At 39.7% G+C, this 12,404-nt stretch carries 12 protein-coding genes; all 12 read right to left on the bottom strand.

What is annotated here, in order from left to right:
- Nucleotides 1-181: 181 nt before the first annotated feature.
- Nucleotides 182-934: a DUF6090 family protein gene (locus LDX50_RS09040; RefSeq protein WP_225698117.1), complete on the bottom strand. Its 753-nt coding sequence runs from the start codon at nt 932-934 to the stop codon at nt 182-184.
- Nucleotides 935-994: 60 nt separating this feature from the next.
- Nucleotides 995-2,116 carry a hypothetical protein gene (locus tag LDX50_RS09035; RefSeq protein ID WP_225698116.1) on the bottom strand — a complete coding sequence of 374 codons (1,122 nt, stop codon included), beginning with the start codon at nt 2,114-2,116 and terminating at the stop codon, nt 995-997.
- Between the two features lie 205 nt (nt 2,117-2,321).
- Nucleotides 2,322-3,644, bottom strand: coding sequence for a serine hydrolase domain-containing protein (locus tag LDX50_RS09030; RefSeq protein WP_225698115.1), 1,323 nt, complete (start codon nt 3,642-3,644; stop codon nt 2,322-2,324).
- A gap of 97 nt (nt 3,645-3,741) precedes the next feature.
- Entirely contained in the window at nt 3,742-4,077 is a 336-nt protein-coding gene (locus tag LDX50_RS09025; protein ID WP_225698114.1) for a hypothetical protein, read from the bottom strand.
- Between the two features lie 170 nt (nt 4,078-4,247).
- Complete coding sequence (locus tag LDX50_RS09020; protein ID WP_225698113.1) at nt 4,248-5,960, bottom strand: amidohydrolase; 1,713 nt, start codon at nt 5,958-5,960, stop codon at nt 4,248-4,250.
- 201 nt (nt 5,961-6,161) lie between these two features.
- Nucleotides 6,162-6,452, bottom strand: coding sequence for a type II toxin-antitoxin system RelE/ParE family toxin (locus LDX50_RS09015; protein ID WP_225698112.1), 291 nt, complete (start codon nt 6,450-6,452; stop codon nt 6,162-6,164).
- Nucleotides 6,445-6,684: a ribbon-helix-helix domain-containing protein gene (locus tag LDX50_RS09010; RefSeq protein WP_225698111.1), complete on the bottom strand. Its 240-nt coding sequence runs from the start codon at nt 6,682-6,684 to the stop codon at nt 6,445-6,447. The genes LDX50_RS09015 and LDX50_RS09010 overlap by 8 nt, the downstream gene beginning before the upstream one ends.
- A 714-nt stretch (nt 6,685-7,398) precedes the next feature.
- Nucleotides 7,399-8,343, bottom strand: coding sequence for a TolB-like translocation protein (locus LDX50_RS09005; protein WP_225698110.1), 945 nt, complete (start codon nt 8,341-8,343; stop codon nt 7,399-7,401).
- Between the two features lie 79 nt (nt 8,344-8,422).
- The gene (locus LDX50_RS09000) at nt 8,423-8,875 is read right to left on the bottom strand and encodes a GNAT family N-acetyltransferase (protein WP_225698109.1); all 453 of its coding nucleotides are present in this window, start codon (nt 8,873-8,875) and stop codon (nt 8,423-8,425) included.
- A gap of 101 nt (nt 8,876-8,976) precedes the next feature.
- Complete coding sequence (locus tag LDX50_RS08995; protein WP_225698108.1) at nt 8,977-10,320, bottom strand: serine hydrolase domain-containing protein; 1,344 nt, start codon at nt 10,318-10,320, stop codon at nt 8,977-8,979.
- Nucleotides 10,317-11,294 carry a TolB family protein gene (locus tag LDX50_RS08990; RefSeq protein ID WP_225698107.1) on the bottom strand — a complete coding sequence of 326 codons (978 nt, stop codon included), beginning with the start codon at nt 11,292-11,294 and terminating at the stop codon, nt 10,317-10,319. Before LDX50_RS08990 ends, LDX50_RS08995 begins: the two co-directional genes overlap by 4 nt.
- Nucleotides 11,295-11,589: 295 nt before the next feature.
- Nucleotides 11,590-12,348 carry a DUF2268 domain-containing putative Zn-dependent protease gene (locus LDX50_RS08985; protein WP_225698106.1) on the bottom strand — a complete coding sequence of 253 codons (759 nt, stop codon included), beginning with the start codon at nt 12,346-12,348 and terminating at the stop codon, nt 11,590-11,592.
- Nucleotides 12,349-12,404: the final 56 nt, after the last annotated feature.

Below are 12,404 nucleotides of genomic sequence, written 5' to 3'. Positions count from 1 at the left end.
ACCATTGTAAAATGTGTTTACAACCGTTTATGCCTGTCTGAATATATAAATAACCCCTTAACTTTCCCGTGATAAGGGGATTATTTAGCAGGGGGAATTCAACCTAATCCTCCCGGCACTGTCAACGACAACTCTGTAAAATAACAATTCCTGATCGGAGGACCTCCTGAAAAAACATTTCTTATTGAGCAGCATAGGGCTCGAGTTTTGGTAAAATAGAATGGATGTTTTCCAGGTTTGTTTCTAATTCATTTTGAGCGTTGTCATATAACACCTTATATGCCGCCATGAGTACCGCTACGCGTGGGGTAAAATCACGTTCATCTACATTTTCCCAGGTGTTATTGTAGATATAACTGTTTTTGTAATTAGGGTCATACAACCGTCCAATGATGTTGTATTTTTTTACAAATTCGTCAAGGTGATTTCGGTACTGGTCCAGGGTGTTTTCATTTCTGTATTTATATTCATCCAGCGTGGTGTAATAGTCAGATAATTGTTCCTTGATATCAATGGGCAGGAGGTCAAACGTGCTGGTGGATTTTAAGTTAGAAAATGTATTTGTATTGTACACTGGCGATGAGTACCATCGAACCGGAAACTCGTTCTTCATTATGTTGATAAGTGAATCAAGCGTAACCTCTGTTGCATAAGAACGCTTTATCAGCGCTACTATAGTGCGATATCTTAAATCAACTATTGGTTTCGCATTGTGTATAAGAACACTATCTGCGACAAGATCTTTATAGATGGATTGCATCGCGGTATTAAGCTGCATAGATTGTTTTCGTTGTTCATTCCAGTTGTTAATCTGTAGCGCAATCAGGATTCCAATTACAACAAGAATAATTTCTCCGACAGAATATTTCAAATACGTCCAGGTTTTTCCTTCTGAAAGCAAATTATGTCTGATTTTTCTGAAGAATTTTAGCATTTTTTTAAGATTGCTTAGAATTAAGCACAATGGTTTTGCTGAACTGCGCTTTAATGCTTTTTAGTTATTGTTTGGTAAAGAGTTTATATAATCCTGTAAATATTGATGTAATCCTTTTTCAGGATTATTGAGCAGATCTTTTTTAAACTCAATTTTCAGTTCATCTAACAGGCGCATTATATTAAAGCCAATCGTGTAGTGATAGTCGGTTGGGCCGGCATATACTAAGTAATTAAAAGCACTATTTTCCAAATCAATTTCTTCAAATTCCGAAAAAGATTTAAACTTTGGATCGTTTAGGATCGTAGGAGCATCAGAATTGTTAAAGTAGCTTTTAAGGTTAAACATGCTTTGATACTCAATGTACCTGGCTGATCCTTCCTGGATGATATAATAGTTTTCTACCTGTTCAAGATGTGGATGTTCTGAACCGTATTTGATAATCCGCTTTTCTCTCTGGCCCAGGTATGAAGTAATTAGAGAGTCGCGCAAATCTTTATTGCCCTCTGAAATGGCTTTCATTAGAATTTTGTTTTCATTTTGAATCATGGGAAGGAACTGCTCGTCTTCCTGGCAAAGGGCTACCAAATTTCTGGAATCAAAAGGCAAAACCCCAATTACGGATTCAGCGTACTTCACTAAATTTTCATTGTTGTATTGAAAGTGGTGAAACATTTCATGAATAACCATGGTCGACCACATTTCTGTGCTTTCTACAGAAGGAATGTATTTACCAATTTCTTCAACAGAAGAATATTGTTCCACAGGATTTTTAAAGAAGAACTCTGTAGAATCTTCTTCGTTGAAACTGATCATTACTTCCATGTGATAAGGAATGCTGTCAGTCCTTCCTGAGAGCCAATAATTATCACTATGTTTTTTGATGTCCTGTAACTTTTTAATCATATAGGAATCTGGAAAGAAAACTTCCGACCATTCTGAATCGAAGTAAATAAGAGTTCCTTCATTGTATTTTGTGCCAAAGTCTGGCCAGGTATTTTCAGCTACAGATTTTTTCAGTTTAAGAACAAAAGAAATTCTTCGTGTCGATAAACTATCGGGCAAATCAAAATAACTCTCTGATTTATTGCTTTCAATACCCGTCTGAGAATCATTTTTTTGATCCTGGCATGCTGTTGTGAGAGAGCAAACACAAGCTATTAGTAAAAGTTTTATTTTCATAGTGGTCTGTTTTGCCTGACTTTCCGTAAGAATCAAGCTTAAGTCCTTAGCTAGTAATTTTCCGCCTAATAATCCGTGAAGTATACCAAGTCCGGCATAAATCCAAAGTTGATAAATTGTATATGATGCAATAGATTCCAATACTCTTTCAGGCCCAAATTCAAACGATTCTACGATTCCAATAATTATTGACGCTGCGCCTCCGTCATCTTGTTGCCGCCACTTTCATCGCCAGGTCGATGAACCGTTTGTCCTTTGCCACCAGGTACGCCGTCCCTGGCACGTTCCCCGCCGCGGCGGAGCCAGTGCCGGCGCTCGTCGAGTGCATCGATCCCACGTTACTGACCACGGCCACCACCACGTCTGTGCCCTCGACCCAGTAGAACGATCCAGTGAACCCCAGCACGTCGCCGTCATGCCCGATGACCGCGAGATCGCCCGGATACGCGCTGCGAAATAGGCCGTGCCCCACCTGTTCCCCATCGCCCGCCGGAGACCACTCGGTCATGAACTTCATGCTCGCAGGCTTGAGCAGTCGGCCATCGCGCAGCGCTGCGGCGTAGCGCGCGAGGTCCCGCGCTGTCGCCACCATCCCACCGGCCGTCCACTCCACCGAGAGATTTGAGCTGCTGGCGTCAATCAAGCCCGGGCGAACCTCGGGGAAGGCGGCGTTCACTCCGGCGTCCTCTTGGAAGGTCGGAGTCGCCCAGTGATACCGGTGCGCCAGCTGCCCTGGGGGAATGGGCTCGAAGCCTTCAAGATGGATGTCCTTCAAGCCGAGTGGCGTGAGGATCCGCCGATGGATCTCGTCCACCGCCTGATTACCGGTCACCTTCTCGATGACCATGCCGAGCAGTGTGAAATTCGTGTTCGCGTAGCTGAACTTCTCACCTGGCGGGGCCAGCGCCGCTTGCCCTTTGATGTAAGGGAGCGTCGCCGTCTTGTCCCAGATGCGGGCCGGCTCGAGCCGGTCGCCCCGACCCTCGTGGATCCAGGCGGGGTCGTCCTCCCAGCTGCGCACTCCTCCAGTGTGGTTAAGTAGCTGCGCTAGTGTGGCTTTCTCCGCATTGGGTATTCCATCCACCGCCGCCCCCAGCAGACTCGCCGCTGTGGCGTTGAGATCCAGTCGCCCTTCCTCCGTCAGCTGCAAAATCACGACGGCCACGAAAGTCTTGGTAATGCTGCCGATGCCGAAGAGCATCTCGGGGCGTACGGGCGCGCCCGTCTGCAGGTCCGCTTTACCGGCAACCCCCGTCCAGAGGACGCTGTCACCCGTTGCTACGGCGGCAGAGATTCCGGGAATGCCAGAGGCGACGGCCTCGTCCAGGAGCGCTTTAAGCTCAGACGCGGCGCCGCGTTGGTCAGGCGAGCGCTCGGCCGTCCCCACAGTGCACGCCGAAACGACGACCAGGCTTGCGAGTGTGAGCGCCCACTTCATCAGCATGATTGCTCCCGGTGGATTCTGGTCCTGACACTTCAAGACCGCTATGCCGCCTTGGTCTAATAATCGAGGTTTCTTCTCTGTCATATTATTTCAATACTTTTGCTTCTCCAAAATCTTACCGACGGTCTAGGCTATGAGTAGTTGCGAAGCAATTCCTTATAGCCATTGTTGGCAACAGAGTTTATTTTAAAATCAGTTCTTCTTTCAACGTAAAATGTTGAGCAGTTTTATCATATCTCGATAGTACATGTTTAGCATTGTCTGGTATATAAGCTTGCTCATAGTCTTCTCCAGCAAACACTTTAACGGAATCCAGTGAATCAAATTGAAGAACAAGAAAAAACTCCATTTCATCATTCTTTACCATTGTGGAAATACTGACTTTTTCCAACCCTTCAACACCCCTTTTTTTTACTGTTGGAAATACCTCATTAATGAGCATATCTTCATAAATAGGTGCATTTTTTAATGTTGTCCAACCTTTCCAAGTTCGGATAATTTTATTCTTTTTATTCATTTCAATTTAATTGTTGCACAACGATCTCGGCTATGAGTAGTTGCGTGGTTTAGTGGTTAACTTTGCAAGCCTGCCTGCCTGCCGGCAGGTACACACCAAGTTGGAAATTCCTGTGGAATTTCCAAAGTAGGCGAGAACAAGCAATTACTTATAGCCATTGTTGGCAATAGTTATTTCTTAAAAATTGTAGTTCCTTCTTTAATGGTTTCTAAAACTTTGATTTCTTTTATTTTCATCGGGGCTACTTTCAAGGGGTTACTATCTAGAATGACCAAATCTGCCAGTTTACCTTTTTCTAATGTCCCTTTTTTATCCTCTTCAAAGTACTGATAAGCGGCACTACTGGTGATTGCTTGCAGGGCTTGATAGGGTGAAATTCTTTCATCCGCACCAATAATTTCACCATTTCTAGATATTCTGTTTACAGCAGTCCAAACGACCATCATTTGGTCTATAGGTGCCACATTGAAATCGGTATGATTTGTAGGTTTTAATCCTTTTGCAATAGCTGTTTTCATAGGGCTTATAAAGGATGCTTGCTCTAAACCTCTATTTTTAATATGTGCATCGGCAAAAAAGAAAGTATGTTCGGTGTAAAGTGAAGGTATCATTTTGTATTCTACATATTTGTCTAGTTGGTCTAGGCGTACAAATTGAGAATGTATAATGGTAGTTCTACGTTCTTTTGTTGGATTTCCATTACTAGCATATTCATGAGCTTTTATACACATATCTATAGCTCCATCGCCGTTTGCATGAAACGTACATTGTAAGCCTTTATCGTATACCTTTTTGAGCATCTGGTTTACTTCCTCTTGTGTGAAAGTTGATTCGCCCATCCAGTTTTTTTCTCCACTTGGTCCCCCAGTCAAATAAGGTGTTGTAAATAATGCCGTTCTTCCTTGCGGTGAGCCATCAATGGTAATTTTTATGCCACCAAGTTTAAAATGGTTGTTGTATTTACCAAAATCTTCAGGGCTATACAGTTTAAAAATAGTGTCATATTCTGTAATAAAAGGATAGGATACTACATCTATAAATAAAGAATTATTATCTGCGGCTTTTTGTATAATTCCAACATCCCCTATATGCGAAGCTCCTTCTTGTGCAGTAGTAATACCTGCAGCTGCATATATCATCTGACCATCTTTTACTTGTTGCGATAATTGTTCATCTGTTGGTTTGGGCAAGTTTGCGAAAACGGGTAAAAATGCGGTTTCCATTATTAGACCATAGGGTTCATTTGTTCCTGGCTTTCTTACAATAATTCCACCAGGTGGCGTTTCAGTTTTAGCAGTAATACCAAACTGCTCCATTGCCTTTGAATTCAAGACAGCACCATGTAACGATACGTGCATGACCATTATGGGGTTATTTGGAAAAGCGTTGTCCAAATCGTCACGATTTAATAGATGTCCATCAGGCATTGCGTTATCATCATATCCATACCCCATAATCAATTGCCCATCAGGAATGCTTTTTTGGGTTTTCAGGTCTTTTAATGATTTAATAATGCCAGCTACATCATCAGCTTCACCAACCGGTGAAGGTGAGCAGTTGGCTTGACTACTCATCCCCAAAGAGTTTATAAAATGGCTATGAGGGTCAATAAAACCTGGCATTAAAGTTTTTCCATTTAAGTTTATCATTTGATATCCTTCGCCTGCAGCTACCATTGCATCAGCAGATGAGCCCACAAATTCAATCTTACCATCTTTAATCACTAGGGCTTCTGCGTATTCTGGCAAATCACCTTGCATAGTTATAATGTCCCCTCCACTGTACACAACAGCAGTATTAATAAGTGCCTCTTTTTGATCTTGCTTACAAGATATTAGGATGATGATTCCGAAAATAATGGTTAGTGTTTTTAATGTTTTCATAAGATTAATTATAATTATTGCCAACGTACTTGGCTATGATTTGGCGCATTTCATTCTAAGCCCAGCTTGCGCCGCGGTTCATAAATGCGCCAGCATTTAGCGTCGCAAGCGTCGCTGATCATAGCAGATTACAGATATTAATGTCGTGATAAAATCCCTTGCGGTCAAGGCGCTGAATTATAGCCGTTGTTGGCAAGCGTTTTATTTTAATATTTGGTTGACGTCCTGTCGGCCAATGATTGAAATAATCTCTACAGTATCATTATTTATGCGATAGTAAATACTGTCCACTCCACATACAAATCGGCGGTATCCCATTTTAATGTGGTCAACTGATTCGAAATGATACGGATTTAAAGCTATTCGATCAAAACACTCAAAAAAGGCATGGAAATATTTGTCAGCTTGCCTTACACCAAATTTCTGAATCCCGTACTGATGTATTCTGATCAAATCTTCCCTGGCATCATTACTTAACTTGTAGTTAGCCATTCAGCCGACTTTTCGAGTCTTTCAATATCTCAGATTCGGAATCGTTGGTGAATCCTGACTTTTCAGCTTTTTCGAGTTTTAGCCTAATCCAGTCGACCTGCCGTTGCTGCTGTCTTGCTTGTCTGATTAAGTCATTGATCAGTTCACTCTTGCTCGTATATTCTTTGCTGTCAATTTGACTTTTAAGCCATTTATCATTGGGCTCGGTGAAAGAGATGCTCTGTCTTGGCATAATTTTTTTGATGTAAATATACACCATAATCGCATCATTTCATAAGTCGGCAGATGCTTGCCAACGGTTTGGCTATTCGTAGTGCGGGATTTCATGGCACTTCTCTTTCCGGTTACCAATATGTTTGCTAATGTTCTCTAAATATAAATTTAGCACTAAACCCCGGCTTACGTATAGCTATTGTTAGCGATTAATAATACCCCTACTTATGAACTCTTTTAGGCATCCTGTTTTTTCAAGACAGTCCATAGCAAAACTGACATTACCATCGTAAGCAGTGCAAAAAGTTGCTCTGTAGCTGATTTTGCTAGCACATTTCCAACCGTATTTAGGATTAACAGCACCAGAAATGCCCAAAGAGAGAAGTTTACAACTTTCGAAGTAAGAAGCGGTCGTATAAATGATCCTTTTATCATTAGAACTACTGTCAAATAAATGGAGACTATTATCGAAATGCACTCAAGCATATACATTTCACTATCACTACCTAATCTTCCTCCCCATATTATGTCTTGTGGTATGATCTTTAGGAGTACACTTATGTGAAATAGGGTAAGAGGAATTAAGATCGAAAGTAGAAATCGAATAGCTAATTTTGGCTTCATAATATGCCTGTAACTCATTTTTTATTATCAACGCCTGATCATAGATATAGCTTCATACCCTCATCTTTTCATAAAGGCGCACTCTTTATTTTTTCTTTTGATTCAAACTTTAATTGCATTTTTTAAAAATCTCAGTAGAATTGACCCAGTATACATTGCCTTTCATAACACCTGTCCATCCGCTATTTGATGGATAGCTATATCTTTTGGAAAAGAAAAAATATTTATTGTCGGGTGACATATAAGGACAATAATAAACCCAGTTTTCATCTATAGTTTCACCAAGGTTAAAAACAGTAGGTCTCTGCCACTTGCCATTTTTTTTGAATGAAACTGCAAAGCCCCTTTCATCAGTATAGGTATTAGCCGTGATAAGGAAACTTTCATCTGGTGAAACATAAGTACCTCTTTCTCCTTTTTCAGAATTTACTTCTGCGCCAATATTTACTGGTGTATCAAACTTTCCATTTCCTAAGTATTGCGCACGATAAATATCTCTTCCTCCAAAACCACCAGGTCTATCAGATGTAAAGTATAAACTACCGTCTGAAACCACAACAGGGTATGATTCTGCATATTCCTGAGTTGATATAGGCTGTTCAACCTTAGTAGCTAATTGCCATTTCCCATCAACTTTTTGACTTTTATAAATATCAGGTTTAGATTTTTTCAACCGGTCCTCTGGACTTATCCCCAGAAAATACATTGTATTTCCATCTTGGCTGATGGAAGGATCAATGGCAACTGACTCTTTCTCGTGATCAGCAAACATTTGTAAAGGTTTTGGTGAACTCCAATGACCATCAATGAACTCAGAATGATGGATAACAAATTTCTTATTGATGATTCTTGTGAAAAATACTTCTGTAAAAGAAGTGTTAAACACTGTATTAATTTCAATACTGTCGGTGTTAACAATTGATGATGCAAATACTTTGGGAGTAGATGCAGGAGGTGCTTGATCTAAATACGATTGATTAGAATTAGTTTGCTTACAGCCAAGCAACATTAAATGAAGTCCAATTACGAGCAATAGGAAATGTTTTTTATTCATTTGGTGTTAAATTTGTTCTGAGGGATTACTGCAGGTTAAAAAGTAAGTATTGTTAATGTGAGCATACCATTCACATGCTCTATAGATGCATTTTCATTCCTTCGTGTGTGGTCTTAAATCCAAGAGATTCATAAAAACGTATGGCATCAGGTCGCTTTTTGTCTGTTGTTAGCTGTATCACATGGGCACCATTTTCTTTGGCTGTGAAAATAGCCCATTTCAACATCTTAGTACCCAGCCCAGTTCCTCTATAATTTTTATGGATACGTACTGCCTCCATCTGGGCTCGAATTCCGCCCTGATAAGTCAGATACTGTATGAATGAAAGCTGCATGGCACCAATGATCTCACCCTGCTCGTTCTCAACCACTATGAGTTTCTGATTGGAATCCCTATCAATCTTATGGAAAGCCTCAATGTATGAAGAGGGTAGTGGTAGCTGGTAATCTTCCCGGATGCTTCCGAGCTTGTCATCAGCTAGCATTGCTACAATTAGTGGTAAATCAATCTCTTTTGCTTTTCTGATCATCATTTGAGCTCTATTATTGAAGTCTGTTTTATAAATAATACTATTTCGATGTGGATAAATTCCGTAGCCCAAAGAGCATAGTGCATGTGCCGTATTTTAGGTGGTTATTCTTTTTTGTAGACACCCCTATAATCACCTTGGTCAAAAATCAATTGGTTCCCATCATCCGAAAAAGTAAACGAGATTGATTCTGCATAAAGTTGTTCTAAAACAAACCTATTATTGCCCCAATAAACTAATGGTGCTTTGAATTCATTTTTTATGAAATTGACTAAAACATTGTTGTCTTGAATGAAAACACATTGATCTTCAGGGTCATTTTCAGAAATATAAACTCCTACAAACTGTGCAACTTCTTCTTCAGAAATGGTGACTTCCTGTTTTCCCAAATAGGCTTTCAAGATTTCAGAATATACTTCCTCAATAGGCATGGATGATGCATTTGAGCTTATAGTTAAGGCTACATCAAGATCCATAAAGTAAATGCTATTGGCTGTAAAACCATCGATATTTCCACCATGCCCATACCCAGACTGATCATGTATATGGTATCTGAAAATACCCATACCATGATTGCGAATAATAGTGGTCATTTTCTCTATCGATGCTGAAGAAATTAATTGACCATTCATCAAACTTCTAAAAAAGATGTTTAGATCTGAAGGAGTTGAAAGTAGTGAGCCACTACCCTTAGCGATGGATAAATGAGTTTCAGGGAATAATTTCCATTCTCCATTTTCTGAAGTGTATGAGAAGCTTTCGTTATGATCTGAATGAGTGGTTTTACCCACATAGGTATCTTGAAGCCCAAGCGGTTTGATGATGTTTTTTTCTAATAAGTTTTCGTAGCGATCGTCATAAATGAGCTCAAGCAGTTGTGCAAGTAAAAAGTAATTGGAGTTACTGTACTCGGTATTTTCACCTGGCTCAAAATTTCTATCAAGACTGCTTATCACATTCATTAAATCTTTTGTAGATTGATTTTGAGTGCGATTATCCCAAAAATACTGGTCTTTAGTATAACTCATAATTCCACTTTGATGGTGCAATAAGTGAGCTATAGTGATTTTGTATCCATCTAATAATGTCGGAAAGAAACTATCAATTGTTTGATCAAGTTGAATTTTGCCATCTTCAATTGCTTTAAAGATAAGGACAGCAGTAAAGACTTTTGTAATAGAGGCTATTCTGTATTTTGTGTTTTTATTCGCTTTTATCTCACCTTCAAGGTCGCTGTAACCTATCGCATTGGAATAGACAACTTCACCATTCTTTGAGAGAGATACACTTCCCATGAATACCTGATCCTTTGCAAGATTCGTCAAAAAACTGTCTATTTCAACCGCGTAGTTATTTATTGATTGCGTTTCTGCTTTCTGAGGCTTGTCGTTTTCTTTGCAAGAAAACACCAGAGCAAGTGTTACCAGAATTAATATTTTGTTATTCATTTTTTTGAATTGTTTTTACTTTGAAACTCTAATTGTGCTTTTATAGGCTGGAATTCTATCCAATAAATATTTCCCTTGTTTTCATCACCTCTATGGAAAAACAGGTACTTCTGATCGGGAGAAACACTCGGGCACATTTCAGTTAGAGGGGTATTTACTTGAGGTCCCATATTCAATGCTTTCGTCCAGTGACCCTTTCGGTTGAAACTGATGTATAAGTCACTGCCACCTTGACCTGAGTCACGTTTTGCATCGTAGATGAGGTAGCTTTCATCAGGTGCTATATAAGAATGGGCTATATATTTGCCCTCAAAGTTGATGGCACTTCCCATTCTTTCAATTGGCTGATACTTTCCTTCTTGATTGATAGACTGATAGATTACCCAGTCTTCAGGTTTGTCGCCTTTTTCTCCGGTAGTGAAGAAGAGATTTCCCTTTTCTGAAGAAGTTAAGTACATGATTACTGACTTATCAATGAATGGGCTTTCTAATGGAACCGGATTACTCCATCCGTTTAGACTCCTCACACTATACCATTGGTGCAGTCCATTAGATGTAGAGGAATCTGGCAGAGGTCGGGTACTTCCAAAAAAGAGTCGCGTTCCCTGAGGGTTGATTTGTGGCTCAAAGTCCCATCCAGATTTAGCCTTAAAAAACACAGGTTTCGGATCTGTCCAATGACCTTCCACCAGTTGCATCGTCATAATCTCATTGTTCGAGTCAGGCTGCCTTCTGGTCCAAAATACTTCGTCCATTGCTGGTGTGAAAGTGATCGCAAACTCAAAGGCATCTGTTGAGATTTTTCCTTCACCAAAAACTACTGCCTCATCATAGGCAGGTGACTGACTAAGCGAAATTAATCTCGACTTTTTTGTAATATGATTAGAACACCAAATAACAATCAATCCGACTGTTAAGAATATAGTAGTTCGAGTAGACAGTCTCGTATTTTTAAGCAGGTTTGTAGATCTCATTTTATTTCAAAAATCAAGTTTATAAGGCTGCTATAAGAACCTATTTGAGGTTATGTACTTTTATGCGGAATGGTTTTAAACCCAGATAAAACAGCATCCCCAGCAAGGTTCCACAATATTGATTGGTTTGATATTCATTTACTTGGCAAACATCATTTAGATTCAATTCCTGTTTCAACTAACTACTGAGCACTATAAGTGCTACATTGAATTAGCCAAGGAGCTTGGTGATAGCAGAGCATTGGTGACAATGATTTTAGGTGGAGTTATTTTTTTGTGAATTATTTTATTCATGTTAATAACCAGCCAATTCAAAAATCTCAGTCGGACTTAATTCACTCAAGGCTAATATACTTTTGCTTGATTTCTCCATTGCTTTTCTGATTATATAATTGCCTGTTCTATAGCCAATGTAGCTTCTACCATCAGGGTGTATTCCCGATACCCATGTCATATAATCGGCTTCTTTTGGCAGTTGTAGGATTTCATCTACCCAAGCATCGGTAACATCGGCATGAGAGTTCACCACTTCTGACTCTCCCGTATATTCTTCAGCAAAAACTACCGCCAATCCTTCATTTATTGCTGCGATATCTATACTCTGGTCAAATTCATTTTGCTCAATAGACCAGCCTCGTTGAACATGATGTAATTCGTGCCATAGCAAGCTCTTTAAACCATCTTGCCCAGCTTTAACTACCCCTCCAGGATATTGACTTGAAAGATCAACTTGAATTAACGCGTTCATCTTATGCCTTAAAGTCATCCCCGAGACACCTTTGACTATATCCAGATTGTGATCTACTATATTAACTTTATACATAATGGTATCTGGAAGCTTTGTTAATACCATACTCACCTGATTTGTATGTTGAGTTAGTGCTTTTTCTATCACACTTTTCTCTTCTAGTGTTAGTGTTGTATCTGAGGTATATGTAAAAAGAACCGTTTTAACTTCTAGTAATTTTTCTGAGCTATTTGGGTTTAATTGAACATCTATTCCAATAACTAAAAATGAAATAATAATTGATGTTATAGCCGTGAATGTGTTCATTAAGTGCCTTAGATTCATGATATTGAGTTTATGGGTGTAGTTTTTCGTTCGAATTA

The organism is Fulvivirga sedimenti, from assembly GCF_020328055.1.
Note: the sequence above shows the minus strand (reverse complement) of the source record. Positions and strands in the feature narration are given on the sequence as shown.

Coding starts and splice junctions, on each gene's coding strand:
- LDX50_RS09040 (WP_225698117.1), bottom strand. CDS start 934: ATGCTAAAATTCTTCAGAAAAATCAGACATAATTTGCTTTCAGAAGGA.
- LDX50_RS09035 (WP_225698116.1), bottom strand. CDS start 2,116: ATGAAAATAAAACTTTTACTAATAGCTTGTGTTTGCTCTCTCACAACA.
- LDX50_RS09030 (WP_225698115.1), bottom strand. CDS start 3,644: ATGACAGAGAAGAAACCTCGATTATTAGACCAAGGCGGCATAGCGGTC.
- LDX50_RS09025 (WP_225698114.1), bottom strand. CDS start 4,077: ATGAATAAAAAGAATAAAATTATCCGAACTTGGAAAGGTTGGACAACA.
- LDX50_RS09020 (WP_225698113.1), bottom strand. CDS start 5,960: ATGAAAACATTAAAAACACTAACCATTATTTTCGGAATCATCATCCTA.
- LDX50_RS09015 (WP_225698112.1), bottom strand. CDS start 6,452: ATGGCTAACTACAAGTTAAGTAATGATGCCAGGGAAGATTTGATCAGA.
- LDX50_RS09010 (WP_225698111.1), bottom strand. CDS start 6,684: ATGCCAAGACAGAGCATCTCTTTCACCGAGCCCAATGATAAATGGCTT.
- LDX50_RS09005 (WP_225698110.1), bottom strand. CDS start 8,343: ATGAATAAAAAACATTTCCTATTGCTCGTAATTGGACTTCATTTAATG.
- LDX50_RS09000 (WP_225698109.1), bottom strand. CDS start 8,875: ATGATGATCAGAAAAGCAAAAGAGATTGATTTACCACTAATTGTAGCA.
- LDX50_RS08995 (WP_225698108.1), bottom strand. CDS start 10,320: ATGAATAACAAAATATTAATTCTGGTAACACTTGCTCTGGTGTTTTCT.
- LDX50_RS08990 (WP_225698107.1), bottom strand. CDS start 11,294: ATGAGATCTACAAACCTGCTTAAAAATACGAGACTGTCTACTCGAACT.
- LDX50_RS08985 (WP_225698106.1), bottom strand. CDS start 12,348: ATGAACACATTCACGGCTATAACATCAATTATTATTTCATTTTTAGTT.